Annotated in this window: 18 protein-coding genes and 1 pseudogene; 17 read left to right on the forward strand and 2 right to left on the reverse strand. The window is 66.2% G+C overall.

Going from position 1 to position 22,420, the window contains the following annotated elements; genetic code table 11:
• The 17 genes and pseudogenes from ACO2RV_RS10395 to lpxB form a co-directional block, all read left to right on the forward strand.
• Positions 1–126, forward strand: a pseudogene (locus ACO2RV_RS10395) (IS5/IS1182 family transposase); the annotation flags it as partial.
• A 72-nt stretch (positions 127–198) separates the two neighbouring features.
• Entirely contained in the window at positions 199–660 is a 462-nt protein-coding gene (locus ACO2RV_RS10400; protein WP_423292564.1) for a hypothetical protein, read from the forward strand.
• A gap of 378 nt (positions 661–1,038) precedes the next feature.
• On the forward strand, positions 1,039–4,479 hold the full coding sequence (gene dnaE, locus ACO2RV_RS10405; protein ID WP_423292566.1) for a DNA polymerase III subunit alpha: 3,441 nt from the start codon (positions 1,039–1,041) through the stop codon (positions 4,477–4,479).
• A 144-nt stretch (positions 4,480–4,623) separates the two neighbouring features.
• Positions 4,624–5,466, forward strand: a complete 843-nt coding sequence (locus ACO2RV_RS10410) for a sulfotransferase family protein (protein ID WP_423292568.1) — start codon at positions 4,624–4,626, stop codon at positions 5,464–5,466.
• Positions 5,467–5,680: 214 nt separating this feature from the next.
• On the forward strand, positions 5,681–6,679 hold the full coding sequence (locus ACO2RV_RS10415) for a 30S ribosomal protein S2 (RefSeq protein ID WP_423292570.1): 999 nt from the start codon (positions 5,681–5,683) through the stop codon (positions 6,677–6,679).
• Positions 6,680–6,798: 119 nt separating this feature from the next.
• On the forward strand, positions 6,799–7,722 hold the full coding sequence (gene tsf, locus ACO2RV_RS10420) for a translation elongation factor Ts (RefSeq protein WP_423292572.1): 924 nt from the start codon (positions 6,799–6,801) through the stop codon (positions 7,720–7,722).
• A gap of 111 nt (positions 7,723–7,833) precedes the next feature.
• Entirely contained in the window at positions 7,834–8,568 is a 735-nt protein-coding gene (pyrH, locus tag ACO2RV_RS10425) for a UMP kinase (protein ID WP_423292574.1), read from the forward strand.
• Between the two features lie 124 nt (positions 8,569–8,692).
• Complete coding sequence (frr, locus tag ACO2RV_RS10430; RefSeq protein WP_423292576.1) at positions 8,693–9,256, forward strand: ribosome recycling factor; 564 nt, start codon at positions 8,693–8,695, stop codon at positions 9,254–9,256.
• Positions 9,257–9,289: 33 nt separating this feature from the next.
• Positions 9,290–10,072, forward strand: a complete 783-nt coding sequence (locus tag ACO2RV_RS10435; protein WP_423292578.1) for an isoprenyl transferase — start codon at positions 9,290–9,292, stop codon at positions 10,070–10,072.
• A gap of 25 nt (positions 10,073–10,097) precedes the next feature.
• Positions 10,098–10,898, forward strand: coding sequence for a phosphatidate cytidylyltransferase (locus tag ACO2RV_RS10440; RefSeq protein ID WP_423292580.1), 801 nt, complete (start codon positions 10,098–10,100; stop codon positions 10,896–10,898).
• A gap of 123 nt (positions 10,899–11,021) precedes the next feature.
• Entirely contained in the window at positions 11,022–12,167 is a 1,146-nt protein-coding gene (gene rseP, locus ACO2RV_RS10445) for an RIP metalloprotease RseP (protein ID WP_423292582.1), read from the forward strand.
• A 208-nt stretch (positions 12,168–12,375) separates the two neighbouring features.
• Entirely contained in the window at positions 12,376–14,799 is a 2,424-nt protein-coding gene (bamA, locus tag ACO2RV_RS10450; RefSeq protein WP_423292584.1) for an outer membrane protein assembly factor BamA, read from the forward strand.
• Positions 14,800–14,885: 86 nt separating this feature from the next.
• On the forward strand, positions 14,886–15,935 hold the full coding sequence (gene lpxD / locus ACO2RV_RS10455; RefSeq protein ID WP_423292586.1) for a UDP-3-O-(3-hydroxymyristoyl)glucosamine N-acyltransferase: 1,050 nt from the start codon (positions 14,886–14,888) through the stop codon (positions 15,933–15,935).
• Positions 15,936–15,956: 21 nt separating this feature from the next.
• Entirely contained in the window at positions 15,957–16,445 is a 489-nt protein-coding gene (gene fabZ / locus ACO2RV_RS10460) for a 3-hydroxyacyl-ACP dehydratase FabZ (RefSeq protein WP_423292588.1), read from the forward strand.
• Positions 16,445–17,275, forward strand: a complete 831-nt coding sequence (lpxA, locus tag ACO2RV_RS10465) for an acyl-ACP--UDP-N-acetylglucosamine O-acyltransferase (protein ID WP_423292590.1) — start codon at positions 16,445–16,447, stop codon at positions 17,273–17,275. Before fabZ ends, lpxA begins: the two co-directional genes overlap by 1 nt.
• Positions 17,276–17,285: 10 nt before the next feature.
• Positions 17,286–18,143, forward strand: coding sequence for an LpxI family protein (locus ACO2RV_RS10470; RefSeq protein ID WP_423292592.1), 858 nt, complete (start codon positions 17,286–17,288; stop codon positions 18,141–18,143).
• A complete protein-coding gene (gene lpxB, locus ACO2RV_RS10475) occupies positions 18,140–19,321 on the forward strand; it encodes a lipid-A-disaccharide synthase (RefSeq protein ID WP_423292594.1) in 1,182 nt (393 codons plus the stop codon). Before ACO2RV_RS10470 ends, lpxB begins: the two co-directional genes overlap by 4 nt.
• Positions 19,322–19,405: 84 nt before the next feature.
• Here the strand turns inward: lpxB and gltA are convergent, their stop codons facing one another.
• Positions 19,406–20,716, reverse strand: a complete 1,311-nt coding sequence (gene gltA, locus ACO2RV_RS10480) for a citrate synthase (protein ID WP_423292595.1) — start codon at positions 20,714–20,716, stop codon at positions 19,406–19,408.
• Between the two features lie 237 nt (positions 20,717–20,953).
• On the reverse strand, positions 20,954–22,390 hold the full coding sequence (gene gltX / locus ACO2RV_RS10485; protein WP_423292597.1) for a glutamate--tRNA ligase: 1,437 nt from the start codon (positions 22,388–22,390) through the stop codon (positions 20,954–20,956).
• Positions 22,391–22,420: the final 30 nt, after the last annotated feature.

The following is a 22,420-nucleotide window of genomic DNA, read 5'->3' on the forward strand; positions in this document are numbered from 1 at the left end:
TTCAACAAGCTCAAACACTTCAGGGCCGTCGCCACCCGCTACGACAAGCGAGACGACAATTTCCTCGCCTCGATCCAACTCGCATCAATCCGCATCTGGCTGCGAAGTTATGAGTCGGTCACCTAGGCGGCGGGGAAGCCGCTCGACGGTAGTCTCGTGTTATCCTGACGTCAGCTGCGGACGGGGCGAGTCGCGTCGATGCTGTCGGATTACCTTTTTCGTTTCCATCATATGACGCTGCTCACGCTGGCTGTGGCCGCGGGGCTGGCCGTCATCATCGTCCTGCGCTGGACGGGGCAGCGCTTCGTCTCGGCGAAAGCCGCGCTCAAGCTCAGGGGCGACAGGACGTATGACTACACCGTCGCCGGCGCCGGCGAGCACCAGCCGATCCTCGGGCGCATTGCCGGGCGTTCGCCGGAGGCCGGCGGGCAGGACTGCACGGCGGAACTGGTCCCCGACATTTCCCGCGCCGGTGAGCTGCGTGCCATCTGGGTGACGGTGCAGGGCGCGCGCGTCGGTCATATCACGCGGGAGGAGATCGAGCCATTCCAGGTCGTGCTGGCCGGTCGCTCGGCGCGCTGCGACGCGGTCGTCGTGCCCGCGCGCTCGGGCCTGCTGACGGTGCGGCTCGACACGGTGTGGCCGCCGAGCCTCGACTAGGGGCGGGCGGGCATCGTCTCCATCGGATGTCATTGCGAGCCCTGGCGAATCGGGTGGGGTGAGAAATTTATTACCGAATCGTCAACCATAGACTGGAACGAAAGAAGAACATGGCTTGCTTCTGTGGATTGCGGGAGTAATGTTCTTCATATGTTCCACAGGAGGTCGACATGATCCGCATCCTTCTTCAGGAAGTCGCCGCACTCACCTCGGTCGGGCTTTTCGTGACCATGATCGGAATCTGGGCCGGCGTGTTCGCCGGGGTCTGAGGACAGCGGGGAGGACAGCCCCCGGGTGGTGGACGCTGCGGTTCCAGGCGCCCACCATTATGCGCCGAGCTGCCGAATCGGCCGAGCCTCATGTCGCAGGAGACTACCCATGGCTGCCGCTGATGTCGGTTTCGTGCATCTGCACGTGCACTCGTCCTTCTCCCTGCTGGAAGGCGCGCTCAGCATCGGCAAGCTGGCAGACCTCGCCAAGAAGGACCACCAGCCCGCTATCGCGCTGACCGACACGGGAAATCTGTTCGGCGCGCTGGAATTCTCCGAGAAGATGGCCGGCTCCGGCATCCAGCCAATCGTCGGCTGCTCGCTTGCCATCGAATTTCCCGGACCTGCCCCACGCGGCCCGGCCAGCCAGCAGCGCCCCCGTCTCGTGCTCATCGCCGCGACGCAGGAGGGCTGGAACAACCTGATGGAGCTGGTGTCGCGCTCTTATCTCGACACCGCATCCGACGGCGCTCCCCATATCCGGCTCGAGTGGCTGGAAGGGCTCGCGGGTGGCCTCATCGCCCTGACCGGGGGGCCCTCTGGTCCGATCGACCGGGTGCTGGCGGCGGGAAGCGGGGAACTCGCCGAACAGCGGCTCTCGACGCTTTCCCAGCTTTTCGGCGACCGGCTCTATGTCGAGATCCAGCGCCACGGCGTCGCCGAGGAGCGCAATGTCGAGGGAGCGCTGATCGATCTTGCCTACCAGATGGAACTGCCGCTGGTGGCGACCAATGAGCCGTTCTTCGCCGCGCAGGACGACTATGAGGCGCATGACGCGCTGATCTGTATCGCCGAAGGCCGTCTGGTGGCCGAGGGCGACCGCCGCCAGCTGACGCCCGAGCACCGCTTCCGCACCCGCGCCGAGATGGCGGCGCTGTTCGCCGATCTGCCGGAGGCGCTCGCCAACACGGTGGAGATCGCCCGGCGCTGTGCCTATCGCCCGCGCACGGTGAAGCCGATCCTGCCGCGCTTCACCATGGAGCGCGACGAGGCCGAGGAGCTGCGCGTGCAGGCGGAGGAGGGGTTGCGCCAGCGCCTCGCCGTGCACGGGCCGGCTCCGGGCCTGACCGAGAAGGACTATGAGGACCGCCTCGCCTTCGAGCTGTCCATCATCGAGAAGATGAAGTTTCCCGGCTACTTCCTCATCGTGTCGGACTTCATCAAATGGGCGAAGGCGCAGGGCATTCCGGTCGGTCCGGGCCGTGGCTCGGGCGCCGGTTCGCTGGTGGCCTATTCGCTGACCATCACCGACCTTGACCCTCTGCGCTTCGGCCTGCTGTTCGAGCGATTCCTCAATCCCGAGCGCGTGTCGATGCCCGACTTCGACATCGACTTCTGCCAGGAGCGGCGTGACGAGGTGATCCGCTACGTCCAGCAGCGCTATGGACGCGACCAGGTGGCGCAGATCATCACCTTCGGTACGCTGCAGGCGCGCGGCGTGCTGCGCGACGTCGGCCGCGTGCTGGAAATGCCGTATGGCCAGGTCGACAAGCTGTGCAAGCTGGTGCCGCAGAACCCGGCCAATCCGGTCACGCTGAAGCAGGCGATCAATGACGAGCCGCGCCTGCAGGCGGAGAGCGACGCCAATCCGGTCGTCAAGCGCGCCTTCGACATCGCCACCCGCCTGGAGGGCCTCAACCGCCACGCCTCGACCCACGCCGCCGGCATCGTGATCGGCGACCGCCCGCTAGCGCAGTTGGTGCCGCTCTACCGAGACCCGCGCTCGGACATGCCGGTCACCCAGTACAACATGAAGTGGATCGAGCAGGCCGGGCTGGTGAAGTTCGACTTTCTCGGCCTGAAGACGCTGACCGTGCTGCAGACCGCGGTGCGGCTGGTGGCGCAGCGCGGCATCAAGCTGGACCTCTCCACCATTCCGCTCGACGACGCCAAGTCCTACGCCATGCTGACCCGCGGCGAGACGGTCGGCGTGTTCCAGGTGGAAAGCGCGGGCATGCGCCGCGCTCTGGTCGACATGAAGCCCGACCGGCTGGAGGACATCATCGCGCTCGTGGCGCTTTACCGGCCGGGCCCGATGGCCAACATCCCGGTCTATTGCGCGGTGAAGAACGGGCAGGAGAAGGCGGCCTATGCGCACCCGGCGCTTGAGGGCAGCCTCAAGGAGACCTACGGCGTCATCATCTACCAGGAACAGGTGATGCAGATCGCCCAGACGCTGTCGGGCTATTCGCTGGGCGAAGCCGATCTTCTGCGCCGCGCCATGGGCAAGAAGATCCGCGCCGAGATGGACAAGCAGCGCGAGCGCTTCGTCGATGGCGCGATCGAGCGCGGCGTGCCGAAGGCGAAGGCATCGGAGATATTCGACCTGCTGGCGAAGTTCGCCGATTACGGCTTCAACAAGAGCCATGCGGCGGCCTATGCGCTGGTGGCCTACCAGACCGCCTATATGAAGGCGAACTACTGTACCGAATTTCTGGCAGCGTCGATGACGCTGGACATGGGCAACACTGATAAGCTGGCGGAATTCCGTCAGGAGGCGCAGCGCCTCGGCATCGAGGTGGTGGCGCCTTCGGTGAACCATTCGGGCCGCGAGTTCGCGGTGAAGGACGGGCGCATTCTCTATGCGCTTGCCGCCATTAAGGGCGTGGGCGTGCACGCGGTCGACGCCATCGTCGAGGCGCGGGGCGACAGGCCCTTTGCCAGCCTTTCCGACTTCGCCGCCCGCATCAACGCCAAGGCGCTGAACAAGCGGACCATGGAAAGCCTGGTGAATGCCGGCGCGTTCGACGTGCTCGAGCCCAATCGCGCGCGCGCGCTCGCCGCGATCGACAATATTCTCGGACATGCTGCCAAGCGCGGCGCGGACGAGGCGGTCGGGCAGAACGACATGTTCGGCGGGCCGTCGCAGGCGACCGAGCTGCCGCTTCCCGATGCCGCCCCCTGGCTGCCGGCGGAGAAGCTGCAACGCGAATATGACGCTATCGGCTTCTTCCTCACCGGCCACCCGCTCGACGATTACGCCAAGGCGCTGGAGAAATTGCGCGTGCAGCGCTGGACCGAGTTCCAGCGCTCCGTGCGCGCCGGCTCCATCGCCGGGCGTCTCGCCGCGACGGTGGTGAGCAAGCAGGAGCGCCGCACCAAGACGGGCAACAAGATGGGCATCATCGGCCTGTCCGACCCATCGGGCCAGTTCGAGGCGGTGCTGTTCTCCGAGGCGCTGGCGCAGTTTCGCGAATTGCTGGAGCCCGGCACGGCGCTGCTGCTGCAGGTCTCGGCCGAGCTTCAGGGCGAGGATGTGCGTGCACGCATCCAGACCGCCGAGCCGCTCGATGCGGCGACGGCGCGCATGCAGAAGAGCATGCGTATCTTCCTTCGTTCACCCGAACCGCTCGAGAGCGTCGCGTCCCGGCTCGGCTCGTTGGCCGGAAGCGGTCGCGGCGACGGCGAAGTGGCCTTCGTGCTGCTGCTTGGAGAGCGCGGCGCGACCGAGGTCGAGGTGAAGCTGCCCGGTCGATTCAATCTGTCACCGCAAATCGCCGGGGCGATCAAGGCCGTGCCGGGTGTGGTCTCGGTGGAGGTGGCGAGTTGATGCGGTAGGTTGGTGGATTGCTGACCTTCCGTAGATGGGCTATCCGGAAACGCCAAAAAAAGACACGACGTGTTTTTAGTGTATTTACTCAAATCGTCCCATAAACGGTACGGTTGTAGTTCTGCGTTCGGAATGTGATGGCCCATGCTGCAAGAGCGCGCTCGGGAGACCAAGCCAATCAGGCGCGCCATTTTGGTATTGGGGATGCACCGAAGCGGCACCTCCGCGCTGGCGCGAACCATCAATCTGCTGGGTGCCACCGCGCCGCAGACGCTGATGGACGCGAGCACGGACAATGAGCGCGGCTATTGGGAGTCCGAACCGCTCGTCCATCTGAGCGACGAGGTGATGGCGGCCTGCGGTCGGTCCTGGCGGTCGACCGGCCCTATGCGAACCCGCGCGATGACTGGCGGTCACGACTTGCGCCAGCGGCTGCGGGACGCCATCGCCAGCGAGTTCGGCGACGCCTCGACGATCATGCTCAAGGACCCGCGGGTAACCCGCCTCCTGCCGTTCTATCGCGAAGTTCTGACCGAGGCGGGCTACGAGATCCGGCCGGTGATCGCACTGCGAAACCCGATCGAGGTCACGAAATCGCTGGCGAGACGCGACGGGATGCCGGTGCGGCAGGCGCTTGGCCTGTGGCTGCGCTATACCCTCGATGCTGAACGAGAGACGCGCGGCATGCAGCGCGCCGTGGTGGTGTACGAGGACCTACTCACCGATTGGCGCGCGGTGACGGCCGTGATGAAGCGCCAGCTCGGCGGGCACTGGCCGGAGCCGACGAGCGAGACCGCCACTCAGGTGGATGCGTTCCTGAGCCCCGATCTTCGCCATTACGCGCACGAATTGCCTTCTGGCCTGTTCGGGCGGGCGGCACTTGCCGGTCGGCTCTATCGCGAGATGGCGAAGCTGGTGGCCAATCCCGCTGCGGTTCCGGCGCGCTCTGTCGTCCTCGGTGCGCAGCTCGGTCTGGTTGTCCGGTGACCTGATGTCCGGCCGGGCGCGGGGCGTCGGCCAGGCAAGGCTTGCGTGCGCGGGCCACCTCGCGTATATGCCGCGCCATTCCGCACGCGGACTCGCGGCCGGGCTCCCTTTTCCATGACCAACGGAATGGAAGGCGTCCCACCGCTCCGGTGCCGTCAGCCGAAATCCCTCGGCACGGCCATGTCCGCGGAGGCCAACCGGACGAGAGACGACTATGGCGCTTCCTGATTACACCATGCGCCAGCTCCTTGAAGCTGGCGTGCACTTCGGGCATCAGTCCCACCGCTGGAACCCGAAGATGGCCCCGTTCATCTTCGGCACCCGCAACAACATCCACATTCTCGACCTGGCCCAGACCGTGCCGGCGCTGCACCGCGCGCTGCAGGCGGTGTCCGACACCGTGGCCCGCGGCGGCCGCGTGCTGTTCGTCGGCACCAAGCGTCAGGCGGCGGACGCTGTGGCCGATGCGGCCAAGCGTTCGGCCCAGTACTATGTCAACTCCCGCTGGCTCGGCGGCATGCTGACCAACTGGAAGACCATTTCCCACTCCATCGCCCGCCTGAAGAAGCTCGAAGAGCTGCTCAACGCCGGCGAGGGCGTCGGCTACACCAAGAAGGAGCGTCTGACGCTCCAGCGCGAGAAGGAAAAGCTGGATCGCGCTCTCGGCGGTATCCGCGATATGGGCGGCATCCCCGACCTCCTCTTCGTGATCGACACCAACAAGGAAGACCTCGCCGTCGCCGAAGCGCGCCGCCTTGGCATTCCGGTCGCGGCGATCCTCGACACCAATTCCGATCCGGACGGCATCGCCTTCCCGGTTCCGGGTAATGACGACGCCGGCCGCGCGATCAACCTCTATTGCGATCTCGTCGCCCGTGCCGCGATCGACGGCATCGGCCGCGCCCAGGGCGATCTCGGCATCGACATCGGTGCTGCCGATGCGCCGTTGGTCGAGGAACTGCCGCCCGAGTCGGTGTGGACCAGCCTCGAGCCGCTCTCGGGCCCGCGCGGCATTGCCGACGACCTGAAGAAGCTGACGGGCGTCTCGCCCGCCATCGAGAAGAAGCTGACCGATCTCGGCATCTTCCACTTCTCGCAGATCGCCGGCCTCAACGCCGACGATGCCCACCGCCTCGGCGAGGAAGTCGGTCTTCCCGGCCGCGTCGATGGCTGGGTTGCGCAGGCGAAGGAACTGACCGCCGAGGTCGAGTGATCGCTCGCCTTCGCGAGGGTGTCACATTCTGACACCAAGCATTGCATCGCACGGCCGGCCCGGAACCCTCCGGCCGGCCGTGTCGTCGAATGACACAGAGATCGTTTGAGGGATCGAACATGGCCAACATCACCGCGGGCATGGTGAAGGAGCTGCGCGACAAGACCGGCGCCGGCATGATGGACTGCAAGGCCGCGCTGAACGAGGTCGAGGGCGACATCGAGGCCGCCATCGACTGGCTGCGCAAGAAGGGCCTCGCCAAGGCCGCCAAGAAGGCGGGCCGCGTCGCCGCGGAGGGCCTGATCGGTCTTGCCGTTTCCGGCACCGAGGGCGTCGTCGTCGAGGTGAATTCCGAGACCGACTTCGTCGCGCGCAACGAGCAGTTCCAGCAGCTGGTGCGCGGCATTGCCGCCGTGGCGCTCGCCACTGCCGATGACGTCGAGGCGGTGAAGGCTGCTGCCTATCCGGCCGGCGGCACCGTGACCGACGCCATCAACAGCGCCGTCGCCACGATCGGCGAGCACATGGCGCTGCGCCGCTCCAAGAAGCTCGGCGTCAGCGCTGGCGTGATCGGTTCCTATGTCCACGGTTCGGTGGGCGAGGGGCTCGGCAAGATCGGCGTGCTGGTCGCGCTCGAATCGACCGGCAAGCAGGACGAACTCGCGGCTCTCGGCCGCCAGATCGCCATGCATATCGCCGCCGCCAGCCCGCAGGGGCTCGATGCCGCCAGCATCGATGCGGATGTCGTGGCGCGCGAGAAGGCCATCCTGGCCGAGAAGGCGCAGGCCTCCGGCAAGCCGGCCAATGTCGTCGAGAAGATCGTCGAGAGCGGCCTGAAGACCTTCTTCAAGGAAGTCACGCTCGTCGAGCAGGCCTTCATCCACGATCCGTCCAAGACGGTCGCCCAGGCGGTGAAGGAAAGCGAAGGCAAGGTCGGCGCGCCGATCAAGCTCGCCGGCTTCGTCCGCTTCGGCCTCGGCGAGGGCGTCGAGAAGCAGGAGAGCGATTTCGCCGCCGAAGTCGCTGCCGCTGCCGGCGTCTGATCGAGCGCCTGTTCAAGAGTTGCGTTGATAAGCCACGCCGGACAGCCAAAGCGCGGTCCGGCGTGTTTTATTGTGTGCGTGGCGCGTGCCGCGCGAATCTTCGGGTGCCCCATGTCGACCTCTCAGGAATTTGCCGAACCGACCTATGCGCGTGTGCTGGTGAAGGTCTCCGGCGAGGCGCTGATGGGAAGCGAGGCCTTCGGCCTGCACTGGCCGACAATCGAGCGGATCGCCGAGGATCTGGTCGAGGCCAAGAGCACGGGGGCCGAAATCGCGGTCGTTGTCGGCGGCGGCAACATCCTGCGCGGCGCGAGCGTCGCGGGGCAGGGGCTTGATCGCGCCACCGCCGATCACATGGGCATGCTGGCCACGGTGATGAACGCGCTGGCGCTGGAGAAGGCACTCGAGCAGGCCGGCAGCCCGGCGCGCACGCTCTCGGCCATTCCGATGCCGACCATCTGCGAGCCCTATGCGCGCCAGACCGCCTCGCGCCATCTCGCACGCGGACGCATCGTTCTGCTCGCGGGCGGCACGGGCAACCCCTATTTCACCACCGACACAGGCGCCGTACTGCGCGCCGCCGAGCTGGAATGCGACGCGGTGCTGAAGGCGACCAATGTCGATGGCGTCTATACCGCCGATCCAAAGAGCCACCCCGAGGCGACGCGCTACGAGCGTTTGACGCATGACGAGGCGCTCGCCAAGGATCTGAAGGTGATGGACGCGGCTGCGTTCGCGCTGGCGCGCGAGGCCAAATTGCCGATCGTCGTCTTCTCCATCCGCGAGCCCGGTGCGATTGCCGCGGCGCTGCGCGGGAAGGGGCGGGCGACGACCGTCGCGCCGTAAGCGCTTGCCAGCGGCGTCGAGACATTCGATATAGCCACAGCCGCGCGGCGAAGCATCGGCGGCTGGACTTGCGCGACGACCTACGCGCCTGCGGGCGCAGCAAGAAAATGGGAAGAGGTTCGCCATGAGCACTCAGCCGATCGAAATTGCCGACCTCAAGCGCCGCATGCAGGGCGCGATCGGCGTCCTGAAACAGGAGCTTTCGGGCCTGCGCACCGGGCGGGCCTCGGCGAGCCTGCTCGAACCCATCCAGGTCGATGCCTATGGCAGCCACATGCCGCTCAATCAGGTCGCCTCGGTGAACGTGCCCGAGCCGCGCCTGCTCTCGGTGCAGGTCTGGGACCGCGGCATGGTCGCCGCTGTCGAGAAGGCGATCCGCGATTCCAACCTCGGCCTCAACCCGCAGACGGAAGGGCAGGTGCTGCGCGTGCGCATTCCCGAACTGACGCAGGAGCGTCGCCAGGAACTGGTCAAGGTCGCGCACAAATATGCCGAGGCTGCCCGTGTCTCGGTGCGCCATGTGCGCCGCGACGGCCTCGACACGCTGAAGAAGGCGGAAAAGGACGGCGAGATGAGCACGGACGATCTCGACCGGCTGGCCGACCAGGTGCAGAAGGCGACGGATCAGTCGATCACCGAGATCGACCAGGTTCTTTCGTCGAAGGAAAAGGAAATTCTGGCGGTCTGATCGTAGCGCGACGAAGGGGGGCCGTTCGTGAACATGGCGAAGATCGGGGTGCTGTCCGGCGCATCGACCGACACGGCCACCAAGGATACCACCTTGGCGGGCGGACGGCTGCCGCAGCACGTCGCCATCATCATGGACGGCAACGGACGCTGGGCCAAGGCGCACGGCCTGCCGCGCTTTGAAGGTCATCGCCGCGGAGTCGAGGCGGTGCGCCGCTCTGTCACCGCCGCGCAGGAGATCGGCCTGGAGGCGCTGACCCTCTACAGCTTCTCCAGCGAGAACTGGTCGCGCCCCTTCGCCGAGATCAGCGAACTGATGGGGCTGCTGAAGCGCTTCATCCGTTCCGACCTGAAGCGGCTGCACGAGAAGAATGTGCGCGTGCGGATCATCGGCGAGGGGCATCCCGACGACCCCGAGATCGGAACGCTGCTGCGCGAGACGGAGATTCTGACGCAGGATAATGACGGGCTCCAGCTGACCGTCGCCTTCAACTACGGCTCGCGCAACGAGATCGCCCGCGCCGCGCGCAAGCTCGCCGAGGAAGTTGCCGCCGGCTGCCTGACGCCAGAAGAGATCACGCCGGACCGTCTGTCCGCCGAGCTCGACACGGCTGGACTGCCGCCGCTGGACCTCGTGATCCGCACCAGTGGTGAGCAGCGGCTGTCGAATTTCCTGCTGTGGCAGGCCGCCTATGCCGAGCTGGTGTTCCTGCCGGTGCTTTGGCCCGATTTCGATCGCACCTGGCTGGAGAATGCGGTGAACGAATACGCCCGGCGCGAGAGGCGTTTCGGCGGCATCGGCTCCGACGGGTATTGAGGCGTTGACGCTCGGAACGGACTTCTTGCCCCGGCTCGGGTCCGCGCTGATCCTGGCGCCGGCCGTCCTGCTGCTGCTCGTCTGGGGCGGCTGGCCATTCACCCTTCTCATCCTCGCGACGGCCGTGGCGATTCTCTGGGAATGGCTGACGATGACCGCGGCACGGCCACGGGTCGGGCTGCTCGTGGTCGGGGGAGGGACCCTCGCGGCGGGGGCGCTCATGCTGGCCATCCGTCCGCCCTCGGCGGCGATCGGCCTCGTGCTGCTGGGAATGGTGGCGATGACGCTGGTGGCACGCGGCGGGCGCCAATTGCGGCCATGGTCCCCGGCGGGTCTCTTCTATGCCTCGGCGTTCCTGGTGCCGGTTCTCGTGCTGCGCGCCGACGAGATGCTCGGCCTGCTCGCCGTGCTCTGGCTGCTCGCCGTGGTCTGGAGCACGGACATCGCCGCCTATTTCTGTGGCCGTCTGATGGGCGGGCCGAAGCTGTGGCCACGCGTCAGCCCGAACAAGACCTGGTCCGGGGCGATCGGCGGCACGCTTTTCGGGACACTTGCCGGCGTGCTCACCTTGTCTGTGGCGGGCGTGTCCTCGCTGTGGTTCGCTGCGCCGGTCGCCTTGGTCGCGAGCATCGTCAGCCAGGGTGGCGATCTGTTCGAATCGGCGATGAAGCGGCACTTCGGCGTCAAGGATTCGAGCCGTCTCATTCCGGGCCATGGCGGCCTCATGGACCGGCTCGACGGTTTCATCGCCGCGGCGGCTTTCGCCCTGCTGGTGGGTATCCTGCGCAATCCGGCGGCGCCCGCTGTCGGGCTCCTCGTGTGGTGAATGCGGCGATACGCCGGAGATGGCTGGTGGATAAGGGCGGACTTTTGCCCAAGTTCGCTTTAAACCTTGCCTATGAGTGCGGCGCTGCTGTGCGGTTGCCGGCAATCTTGGGAAAATTTCGCAATGGAAATACTCGCCTCGATGGGCGGCAGCGCGAGCTGGCTTCTCGGCTACGTCATCCCCTTCCTGTTCGTGCTGACGATCGTCGTCTTCTTCCATGAACTGGGGCATTTCTGGGTGGCGCGCCGGGTCGGGGTGAGGGTGGTCGCCTTCTCGATCGGCTTCGGTCCTGAACTCGCCGGCTTCAACGACCGGCACGGCACGCGCTGGAAGATCTCGGCGATCCCGCTTGGCGGCTATGTGAAGTTCCTGGGAGATGACAGCGCCGCCTCGACGCCGGACAAGGCCGCGCTCGACCATATGGATGAGGCCGACCGCCGCGAGAGCTTCTTCCATAAACCTGTGGCGGCGCGCGCGGCCATCGTCGCGGCGGGACCCATCGCCAATTTCATCCTCGCCATCGTCATCTTTGCGGCCCTGTTCATGACGGTAGGCCGCCAGGTCACGACCCCGCAGGTCGATGCGATCCAGGCGGGCAGCGCTGCCGAGCGCGCTGGCTTCCAGCCTCACGACGTGATCATGAGCATTGACGGGGAGAAGATCGATTCCTTCGGCGACATGCAGCGCATCGTCAGCGCCAGCGCCGAGCGGCCGCTGCGCATCGAGGTGGAACGGGGCGGTCAGATCGAGACCCTGACGGCGACCCCCGATCGTCGCGAGATCACCGACAGCTTCGGCAATGTGCACCGGATCGGTGTGCTGGGCATTTCCCGCTCGACCGGCGGCGCCGAGGTGCGGACCGAGCGATTCGGTCCAGTGGATGCCGTGACCATGGCGACCAAGGAAGTTTGGTTCATCGTCGACCGCACCTTCGACTATCTCGGCGGCGTGGTGACGGGGCGCGAATCGGCCGATCAGCTGGGCGGCCCGATCCGCATCGCGCAGGTTTCCGGGCAGGTTGCGACCTTCGGCATCGCTGCCCTTCTGCAGCTCGCTGCGGTTCTTTCGGTCTCGATCGGTCTTCTTAACCTCTTTCCCGTACCCTTGCTGGACGGTGGGCACTTGCTCTTCTACGCGATCGAAGCGCTGCGCGGGCGGCCGCTCAGCGAACGGGCGCAGGAGGTGGGTTTCCGCATCGGTCTGGCTCTGGTTCTGATGCTGATGCTGTTTGCGACGTGGAACGATATTCTCAATATATCAAAGTCTTGAGTCGGTTTGTTTCCAGCGTTGCTGTCTGGCAACGCTGGGCCGAAAAGGCGTGAGTGGGGTGTCCGCTTGGTTTGCAGGTTTCGGAAAAGCCTGTACAAGCGGAAGGCAGGGTGAAGATCGTGCTGCGCTGCGGCGGCAGTCGGCATGGCATCAGAACAACGGTAAGGTTGCGCACCAAATGGCTGGTAGTGTCCGGTTTGTGAGTAAGATGGCTTCAGTGGCCGGTGTCGTGGTGCTGCTGGCCGTCTCAGGCGTCGCCGGGACCATCGTCGCGCCCGTCGGCGCCGTGGCGCAGACCGCAAGTTCCATCGTGGTTGAGGGGAATCGGCGCGTTGATGCGGAGACCATCCGCTCCTATTTCCAGACCCAGCCGGGTGAGCGGCTGACGCCGGCGAAGATCGACGAGGCGCTCAAGGCGCTGTACGCCACCGGGCTGTTCTCCGACGTCACCATCAGCAATCGCGGCGGGCGCACCGTGGTGACGGTTACCGAGAACGAGGTGGTCAATCGCGTCGCCTTCGAGGGCAACCGCAAGCTCAAGGACGAGCAGCTCGCCAGCGAGGTGCAGTCCAAGGCGCGTGCGCCGTTCTCCAAGACCACCGTGCAGGCCGACACCCAGCGCATCATCGAGCTTTATCGCCGCTCCGGCCGCTACGACGTGCGCGTCGAGCCCAAGATCATCGAGCGTGGCCAGGGCCGCGTCGATCTGGTCTTCGAGATCAACGAGGGCGACAAGCTCGGCATCGCCGAGATCAAGTTCGTCGGCAACAAGGCGTTCTCGGCGGGCAAGCTCAAGGAAGAGCTGACCACCACCGAGACGAACTGGCTGTCCTGGCTGAAGAACACCGACGTCTATGATGTCGACCGCATCAATTCCGACCAGGAGCTGCTGCGACGCTTCTACCTGAAGCACGGCTATGCGGATTTCCGCATCATTTCCGTCACCGCCGATCTCGACCGCCAGAAGGAAGGGTTCATCCTGACCTATGTGGTCGACGAGGGTCCGCAATACAGCGTCGGTTCCGTCGAGGTGGTGTCCGGCATCAAGGATGTCGATCCGGCCGCGATCCGCGCCGCGCTGCGTGTGCAGAAGGGCCAGATCTACAACGCCGAGCTGGTCGAGAAGTCGGTCGAGAATGCGACGATCGAGGTGTCGAAGGCGGGCTATGCCTTCGCCCAGGTGCGTCCGCGCGGCGACCGCGACATGCAGAACCGCACCATCTCGCTGGTCTTCGCGGTCGAGGAAGGGCCGCGCGTCTATGTCGAGCGCATCGACATCCGCGGCAATACCCGCACCCGCGACTGGGTCATCCGCCGCGAGTTCGATCTCGCCGAGGGCGATGCCTATAATCGCGTGCTGATCGATCGCGCCGAGCGCCGGCTGCGCAATCTCGGCTACTTCAAGGATGTGAAGATCTCCACCGAGCCGGGCACGGCGCCGGACCGGGTGGTGCTCGTGGTGCAGGTCGAGGATCAGCCGACGGGCGAGTTCTCCGTCTCCGGCGGCTATTCGACCGCGGACGGCTTCATCGGCGAAGTGGCGGTCGCGGAGAAGAACTTCCTCGGTCGCGGCCAGTATGTGCGGCTTGCCGGCTCGCTCGGCGAGAACACGCAGGGCGCCGACTTCAACTTCACCGAACCCTATTTCCTCGACTATCGCGTCGCGGCCGGCTTCGATCTCTACTGGAAGGAGACGAGCTCGACCTCGTACAGCCCGTATGACACCTCGACGGCCGGCGGCACGCTGCGTGTCTCGCTGCCGCTGACGGACGAGCTGACGCTGGGTCTGCGCTACAGCCTCTACCAGAAGGAAATCACCATCGATGCCGAAGACGTTGCCTATTACGGCAGCGTTTCCTGGGCGCTGCTCGAGGTGGACGGCGATCCGGCCCTGACCTCGGCGATCGGCTACACGCTGTCCTACAACATGCTCGACAGCAATACGGACCCGACCAACGGTTACCTGCTCGAACTGAAGCAGGATCTGGCGGGCCTCGGCGGTGACGTGAACTATATCCGCTCGACCTTCGACTCGCGCTTCTACTTCCCGGTTTATGGCGACGTGACTCTCATGCTGCGCGGTCAGGCCGGCAACGTCACCTCCTGGGGCGGCGAGGACCTGCGCATCCTGGACAATTTCTTCAAGGGACCGGACCTCGTGCGCGGCTTCGAGCCGAACGGCATCGGCCCGCGCGACCTGGCCTCCGGCTGTAATCTGGTGACCGGATATTGCGACACCTCCACCGCGGATGCGATCGGCGGCACGCTCTACTGGGGCACGACGGCGGAACTGCAGTTCCCGCTCACCTTCCTGCCGAAGGAGCTGGGTCTGAAGGCGGCGATCTTCGCGGATGCCGGCTCGCTGTGGGACTACCAGGGTGCGACCACCTTCCAGAATATCGCGGGTTGGGAGAACAACCTGACGAACTGTTCGGCCATCGCCGGCTCGACCACGCAAGGCTTGAACAATGTCTGCGTCGCCGACAGCGATCTCATCCGCTCGTCGGTCGGCGTCAGCCTGATCTGGAAGTCGCCCTTCGGCCCGCTGCGCTTCGACTATGCCTGGGCGCTGACCAAGGAAGACTACGACCAGACGCAGGCTTTCCGTTTCAGCGGCGGCACGCGCTTCTGATAGGCTGACAACAGTCGAGCTTGCGCGACGGCCCGGTCTTCCGGGCCGTCGGTGCATTTGAGGAACAGGTCAGCAGTGCGGCGACTATGAGCGATCCGGTTTTTCACGCGGCGACAGTGTCCCTGACGCTGGAACAGGTCGTCGATCTTGTTGCCGGGGCGGTCGTCCCTGGAGCCGATCTGGCACGTTGCATCGCCGGGGTCGCCTCGCTTGACGAGGCCGGTCCCTCCGATGTCGCCTTCATGGACGGCGCGCGGCACGTTCCGGAATTGCAGCGCACGCGGGCCGGCGCCTGCCTCGTAACAGCGCGCTTTGCCGAGCATGTGCCCGCTTGGACGACAGCCGTCATCGTCGCCAAGCCGCAGCCGACCTTCGTCACCCTCTCGCGGCACCTCTATCCCGACCTGCTGCGTCCCGGCACGGTGTTCGGGCAGCCGGGCATCGCCGCGGGCGCGGTCATCCATCCGCAGGCCCGCATCGAGAGCGACGTCGCCATCGACCCCGGCGCGGTGATCGGGCCGGGGGCCGAGATCGGTGCGGGGACGGTCGTCTCCGCCGGTGCCGTCATTGGCGCGGGAGTGCGTATCGGGCGAGACTGCTCGATTGGGGCCGGCGTCTCGCTCATCCATGCGCTGCTCGGCAACCGTGTGATCGTCCACCCCGGTGCACGCATCGGGCAAGATGGCTTCGGCTATCTCGGTGGGGTGAGGGGACATGCCAAGATTCCGCAGATCAGGCGCGTCATTCTGCAGGACGATGTCGAGATCGGCGCGGGCACGACGATCGATCGCGGCGGTCTGCGCGATACCGTGGTCGGCGAGGGCACCAAGATCGACAATCTGGTGCAGATCGCGCACAACGTCGTCATCGGCCGGCATTGCATCATCGTCTCGCAGACGGGTATTGCCGGTAGCGCGACGCTGGGCGACTTCGTCATGCTGGGTGGCCAGGTCGGCGTGATCGGCCATGTCCGCATCGGTGACGGCGCGCGGATCGCTGCGACCAGCAACGTCAAGGACGACGTGCCGCCCGGCGTAGAGTGGGGCGGTTCTCCGGCCCGGCCGATGCGAGAATGGTTCCGGGAAGTCATGGCCGTCCAGCGTCTGGCGCGCGGCGAGCGCCCGGCGGGCGGTTGACCAGACAGGGCAGTGAAAGAAATGGACGTGAAGGCCGAAGGCACAGTCGAGACCGCCTCGCTCGGTTCAGCCGACATCATGCGCATTCTCGCGGCGCTGCCCCACCGCTACCCCTTCCTCATGGTCGACAAGATCATCGACATCGTGGGCGACAAGCGGGCGGTCGGCATCAAGAACGTGTCGGCCAACGAGCCGCACTTTCAAGGGCATTTCCCGGACAATCCGGTAATGCCCGGGGTTCTGATTCTCGAGGGCATGGCGCAGACGGCCGGGGCGGTCTGCCTGTTCGAGCTTGCCGCCGGCGGCCCGCCGTCGCTGGTCTATTTCATGACCATCGACAAGGCGAAGTTCCGCCGGCCGGTGGTGCCGGGAGACGTGCTTGAGTATCACATGACGCAGATGAGCAAGCGCCGCAACATGTGGTGGTTCCGCGGCGAGGCAAAGGTCGACGGCCAGCTGGTGGCCGAGGCCGAAGTGGGTGCGATGATCGCCCAAGGGGCAAAGAAATAATGAGCGTATCTTCGGCGAAGATCGACCCCACCGCGCGCGTCGAGGACGGCGCCATTCTCGGCGATGGCGTCGAGGTCGGTCCGTTCTGCATGGTCGGCGGCGATGTCGTGTTGAAGTCGGGCGTGCGGCTCGTCTCGCATGTCGCGGTTTCCGGCCACACCACCATCGGCGAGGGCACTGTCGTCCATCCCTTCGCCTCGCTGGGTTCCCCGCCGCAGTCCTATCACTACAAGGGCGAGGCCAGCCGGCTGAGGATAGGACGCGACTGCATCATCCGCGAGCATGTCACCATGAACACCGGCACGGCCGGCGGCCACATGGAGACCGTGGTCGGCGACGGCTGCATGTTCATGGTCAACAGCCATGTCGCGCATGACTGCGTCGTCGGCTCGCATGCCATCTTCGCCAACAATGCCACGCTGGGTGGCCATACGACGGTCGGCGAAAATGTGTTCCTCGGCGGCATGGTGGGTATCCACCAGTTCGTGCGCATCGGCGCCCACTCGATCGTCGGCGGGCTGTGTGGGCTGCAGCATGACCTCATCCCGTTCGGCGCCATGATTTACGGCCGCAGCGGGCTCGGTGGGCTGAACATCATCGGCATGAAGCGTCGCGGCTTCACGCGTCCGCAGATTCATGCGCTGCGCTCGGCCTATCGCGAGCTGTTCTACAGCGCAGGCACGATGAGCGAGCGTACCGAACGTGTGGCGGAGCAGTTCGCCGACGATGCGAATGTGATGCAGGTGGTGGAATTTGTCCGCAACGGCGCCAAGCGCCGCCTGACGGTGCCGGACGATACGGGCCATGTCAGCGAGCCCGAGGCTGCCTGAGGTGCCTCCCGTGACGGCGGGCGGCCCGCTTGCCATCATCTGCGGCGGCGGTGCCTTTCCGCTAGCCGTTGCGACGGCGGCGCGTCGTGCCGGGCGCGAGGTCGTGCTGTTCCCGGTGCGGGGCTTTGCTGACGCCGATTTCGCGGCATGGCCGCATGTGTGGACCCGCATCGGCAGCTTCGGCCAATTGCGTGGCGAGATGAAGCGTCGTGGCTGCCGCGAGGTAGTGTTCATCGGCAATGTGCTGCGCCCGCGCCTGCGCGACGTTCGCTTCGACTGGGCGACGCTGATGCTGTTGCCACGCATATTCGGCATGTTGCGCGGCGGCGACGACCATCTGCTCAGCAGCATTGGGCGTATCGCCGAGGAGGCCGGCTTCCGGCTCGTCGGCGCGCATGAGGTCGCACCCGAAATTCTGATGCCGGCCGGCCAGCTCGGCGCCGTCGCACCGTCCCGCGACGAGTTGGACGACGTGGAGGTCGGCCGCCACGCCCTCACCGTCACCGGCCCGCTGGATATCGGCCAGGGACTGGTGGTGATGCAGCGCCACGTCGTGGCCATGGAGGCGGCCGAGGGCACCGACCTTATGCTCGCACGCGTGGCGGAATTGCGCCGGATCGGCCGTATCACCCGGCCCGCGCGCTGCGGCGTGCTGGTCAAGCTGCCCAAGCGGGGCCAGGATCTGCGCCTCGACATGCCCTCGCTGGGCGTGCGCACGGTCGAGGGAGCCGCCAAGGCGGGCCTCGCCGGCATCGCGGTCGAGGCGGGCGGGGTGATCGTCGCCGACATGGTGGAGCTGGTCCGCGCCGCGGATGCGGCGGGATTGTTCGTGTACGGGCTGTCGCCGGCGGCGGGCGCGCCCGAATGAGCCCGGCTCTGCCCGCCCGCCCGCTCGACGTCTTCATCGTCGCCGGCGAGGAATCCGGTGACAGCCTCGCCTCCGGGCTTATGGCACAGCTGCGCGCGCTGCATCCTGAAGGCGTACGGTTCCGGGGTGTCGGAGGGGAACGGATGCAGGCACTGGGGCTCGCCTCGCTGTTCCCGATGGAGGACATCACGGCGATGGGCTTCGCGCAGGTGATCGTCGGCCTGCCCCGCATCCTGCGCCGCATGCGGGAGACTGCCGATGCCATCGCCGCCGATCCGCCGGACATTCTGGTGCTGGTCGATGCGCCGGACTTCACCCATCGGGTCGCCCGCAAGGTGCGGGCAAAGCTGCCGAAACTGCCCATCGTGAAATATGTCGCACCCACGGTTTGGGTGTGGCGGCCGGGGCGGGCGAAGGCGATGGCGCCGGATTTCGACCGCGTGCTGGCACTGCTGCCGTTCGAGCCGGAGGTGATGCGCGAGCTCGGCGGGCCAAGGACGACCTATGTCGGCCATCCGCTGCTGGCCGAACTCGACCAGCTACGGCCGAATGCGGACGAGGCGGCACGTCGCGAGGCGAAGCCGCCGGTGGTGCTGGTGCTGCCCGGTAGCCGGCGCGCCGAACTTGCGCGGCTCGGCGATGCGTTCGGCGAGGTGCTGGCCTTGTTGCGGCGCCGGATGCCGGACGTCGAATTGGTGCTGCCGACCCTGCCGCGCCGTCTGGCGCAGGTGGAGGAGACGGTGGCGCGCTGGCCGGTGCGCCCGCGCATCGTGGTGGACGAGGCGGAGAAGCGCGCCGCCTTCCGTGTCGCCCGCGCCGCGCTGGCGGCATCCGGCACGGTGACGCTGGAACTGGCACTGGCCGGCATTCCCACCGTCGCCGCCTATCGCGTGCCGTGGCTGGAGGGGCGCATCGTGCCCTATTTCATCCTGGTGAAGACGGCGATCCTGCCGAACCTGATCCTGCGGGAGCAGGCGGTGCCGGAATATCTGCAATGGCACATCGATCCGCCCGACATGGCGGACAAGCTCGTCCGGCTGATCGAGGGCGGCGAGGAGCGCGAGGCGCAGCTTGCCGCCTTTGCCCGGCTCGATGCAGTGCTGGGAGCGGGCGATCCACCTCCAGCGCTGCGCGCCGCACAGGCGGTGCTGGAGACCCTGGGGGAAGCCACAAAATGAAACCCCCGCCCTCCGGGCAGAGGGCGGGGGGTCCCGATCAGATCATGCGGCGCGCGGAACGTCCTAGCGTCCGCGGCCGTCGCCTCACTTGCGGCGGGCGATCGGCACGTAGTCGCGCTTGGTGGCGCCGGTGTAGAGCTGGCGCGGCCGGCCGATGCGCTGGCCCGGATCCTCGATCATTTCCTTCCACTGGCCGATCCAGCCCACGGTGCGGGCAAGGGCGAACAGCACAGTGAACATGGAGGTCGGGAAGCCGAGCGCGCGCAGCGTGATGCCCGAATAGAAGTCGATGTTCGGGTACAGCTTGCGCTCGACGAAATATTCGTCCTGCAGCGCGATGCGCTCCAGCTCGACCGCGATGTCGAGCAGCGGATCGTCCTTGATGCCGAGTTCGCCGAGCACCTCATGGCAGGTCTTCTGCATGATCTTGGCGCGCGGGTCGTAGTTCTTGTAGACGCGATGGCCGAAGCCCATCAGGCGGAACGGGTCGTTCTTGTCCTTGGCGCGCTTGATATATTCCGGGATGCGGTCCACCGAACCGATTTCGCCGAGCATCTTGAGCGCCGCCTCGTTGGCGCCACCATGCGCCGGTCCCCACAGGCAGGCGATGCCGGCGGCGATACAGGCGAAGGGGTTGGCGCCGGACGAGCCGGCGAGGCGCACGGTCGAGGTCGAGGCGTTCTGCTCGTGATCGGCGTGCAGGATGAAGATGCGGTCGATGGCGCGGGAAAGGATCGGGTTGACCTTGTATTCCTCGCACGGCACGGAGAAGCACATGCGCAGGAAGTTCGACGAATAGTCGAGGTCGTTCTTCGGATAAACGAAGGGCTGGCCGATGGAGTACTTGTAGGCCATGGCGGCCAGCGTCGGCATCTTCGCGATCATGCGGATCGAGGCGATCATCCGCTGCTGCGGATCGGAGATGTCGGTCGAGTCGTGATAGAAGGCCGACATCGCGCCGACAGAGGCCACCATCACCGCCATCGGATGGGCGTCGCGGCGGAAGCCGTGGAAGAACCTGCTCATCTGCTCATGCACCATGGTGTGGCGCGTGACGCGGTAGTCGAAATCCGCCTTCTGGGCGGCGGTCGGCAGCTCGCCATAGAGCAGGAGGTAGCAGGTCTCGAGGAAGTCGCCGGTCTCGGCCAGCTGGTCGATGGGATAGCCGCGATAGAGCAGCACGCCTTCATCGCCGTCGATATAGGTGATCGAGCTTTCGCAGGAGGCGGTCGAGGTGAAGCCCGGATCGTAGGTGAAGAGCCCGGTCTGGCCGTAGAGCTTGCCGATGTCGACGACATCAGGACCGATGGTGCCCTTGAGGATCGGAAGGTCCCAGCTTTCGTTGCCAATCGTGAGTTTGGCGACTTTCGCCGAAGTGTCGTCTATGGCGTCCATGCGGGGCCTCCCTGAGCATATGGAACCGAGAATACGGTGCGCAGATTGCGGGCGTGCGCCGTGCCTTTCGACAAGTGGCGGGAGGCGGGGATGTGCCTCTCTGCGGCCCGGTCGGGGAAGTCGTAGCGGTTTCGAACTTCCCTCGCAAGCGCAGCGAATGAGGTATTGAAATGAGGTAGGAATCCTTTCTATACAGGCTTTTGCCTCATTCGCAGTCGCGGTAGCCGCTCGCCGCGCCTAGCTCGCCCCGAGCGCCGCGCTCTGGTCCTTGATCCGCGCCAGCGTTTCGTCCTTGCCCAGCACGGCCAGCACGTCGAATATACCCGGCGACGTCGTGCGCCCGGTCATCGCCGCGCGCAGCGGCTGGGCGATGGCACCGAGTTTGACACCCTTCTCCTCGGCAACGCTGCGCACCGCAGCCTCGGTGCTCGCCGCCGTCCATTCCGGCAGCACGGCAAGCGGGCCGGCTGTCGCGGCGAGCAACTGGCGCGCCTCCGGGGTCAGCAGGGCGGCGGCCTTGTCCTCCAGCGCGAAGGGGCGCGACTTCCAGATATAGGCAGCACTGTCGATCAGCTCGACCAGTGTCTTGGCGCGCTCCTTGAGGCCGGGCATGGCGGCGAGCAACTGCGCCCGGCGCTCCGGCGTCAGCGCCGCAGCGATCTCGGCCCCCTCGGGGATATAGGGGAGCAGCTGGTCGATGGCGGCCATCAGCTCTGCGTCTGGCGTCGCACGCATGTAGAGGCCGTTGATGCTCTCCAGCTTGGCGAAGTCGAAGCGCGCGGCGGAGCGGCCGACACGGTCGAGGTCGAACAGCGCGCTCATCTCTTCGGTCGAGAATATCTCCTGGTCGCCATGGCTCCAGCCGAGGCGCACGAGATAGTTGCGCAGCGCCGCCGGCAGGTAGCCCATCGCGCGGTAGGCATCGACGCCGAGCGCGCCGTGGCGCTTGGAGAGCTTGGCGCCATCCGGCCCGTGGATGAGCGGGATATGTGCCATCTTCGGCACGCTCCAACCCAGCGCATGGTAGATCTGCGTTTGGCGCGCGGCATTGGTAAGATGATCGTCTCCGCGGATGATGTGGGTGACGTCCATGTCGTGGTCGTCGACCACCACCGAGAGCATGTAGGTCGGCGTGCCGTCGGAGCGCAGCAGCACGAGATCGTCGAGATCCTTGTTCGGGAACACGACGCGACCCTGCACGAGGTCGTCGATCACCGTCTCGCCCTCGGTTGGCGCCTTGAGGCGGATCGCCGGCTTGCGGTCGGCCGGGTACTCGGACGGATCGCGGTCGCGCCAGCGCCCGTCATAGCGCGGCGGGCGCCCTTCCTTGCGGGCGGTCTCGCGCATCTCCTCCAGTTCGGCGGAGGTCGCAAAGCACGGGTAGGCGCGGCCAACGGCCAGCATCTGCTCCACCGCCTCGCGATGGCGGGCGGCGCGGGCGAACTGGTAGGTGACCTCGCCCGACCAGTCGATGCCGAGCCATTTCAGCCCGTCGATGATGGCGTCGATGGCTTCCGGCGTCGAGCGCTGGCGGTCCGTGTCCTCGATGCGCAGCAGCATCTTGCCGCCCTTGGCGCGGGCATAGAGCCAGTTGAACAGCGCGGTGCGCGCGCCCCCGATGTGCAGGAAGCCGGTGGGGGAGGGAGCAAAACGGGTAACGACGGTCTCGGACATGTTTCTTCCGTCTCGCGCCGCCGAATTCGG

The organism is Ancylobacter sp. VNQ12 (assembly GCF_049445835.1).
Lineage (GTDB): Bacteria > Pseudomonadota > Alphaproteobacteria > Rhizobiales > Xanthobacteraceae > Ancylobacter.

What these genes read in the sequence shown, in the direction of transcription:
- ACO2RV_RS10400 (WP_423292564.1), top strand. Translation starts at nt 199, where the DNA reads ATGCTGTCGGATTACCTTTTTCGTTTCCATCATATGACGCTGCTCACG.
- dnaE (WP_423292566.1), top strand. Translation starts at nt 1,039, where the DNA reads ATGGCTGCCGCTGATGTCGGTTTCGTGCATCTGCACGTGCACTCGTCC.
- ACO2RV_RS10410 (WP_423292568.1), top strand. Translation starts at nt 4,624, where the DNA reads ATGCTGCAAGAGCGCGCTCGGGAGACCAAGCCAATCAGGCGCGCCATT.
- ACO2RV_RS10415 (WP_423292570.1), top strand. Translation starts at nt 5,681, where the DNA reads ATGGCGCTTCCTGATTACACCATGCGCCAGCTCCTTGAAGCTGGCGTG.
- tsf (WP_423292572.1), top strand. Translation starts at nt 6,799, where the DNA reads ATGGCCAACATCACCGCGGGCATGGTGAAGGAGCTGCGCGACAAGACC.
- pyrH (WP_423292574.1), top strand. Translation starts at nt 7,834, where the DNA reads ATGTCGACCTCTCAGGAATTTGCCGAACCGACCTATGCGCGTGTGCTG.
- frr (WP_423292576.1), top strand. Translation starts at nt 8,693, where the DNA reads ATGAGCACTCAGCCGATCGAAATTGCCGACCTCAAGCGCCGCATGCAG.
- ACO2RV_RS10435 (WP_423292578.1), top strand. Translation starts at nt 9,290, where the DNA reads ATGGCGAAGATCGGGGTGCTGTCCGGCGCATCGACCGACACGGCCACC.
- rseP (WP_423292582.1), top strand. Translation starts at nt 11,022, where the DNA reads ATGGAAATACTCGCCTCGATGGGCGGCAGCGCGAGCTGGCTTCTCGGC.
- bamA (WP_423292584.1), top strand. Translation starts at nt 12,376, where the DNA reads ATGGCTTCAGTGGCCGGTGTCGTGGTGCTGCTGGCCGTCTCAGGCGTC.
- lpxD (WP_423292586.1), top strand. Translation starts at nt 14,886, where the DNA reads ATGAGCGATCCGGTTTTTCACGCGGCGACAGTGTCCCTGACGCTGGAA.
- fabZ (WP_423292588.1), top strand. Translation starts at nt 15,957, where the DNA reads ATGGACGTGAAGGCCGAAGGCACAGTCGAGACCGCCTCGCTCGGTTCA.
- lpxA (WP_423292590.1), top strand. Translation starts at nt 16,445, where the DNA reads ATGAGCGTATCTTCGGCGAAGATCGACCCCACCGCGCGCGTCGAGGAC.
- lpxB (WP_423292594.1), top strand. Translation starts at nt 18,140, where the DNA reads ATGAGCCCGGCTCTGCCCGCCCGCCCGCTCGACGTCTTCATCGTCGCC.
- gltA (WP_423292595.1), bottom strand. Translation starts at nt 20,716, where the DNA reads ATGGACGCCATAGACGACACTTCGGCGAAAGTCGCCAAACTCACGATT.
- gltX (WP_423292597.1), bottom strand. Translation starts at nt 22,390, where the DNA reads ATGTCCGAGACCGTCGTTACCCGTTTTGCTCCCTCCCCCACCGGCTTC.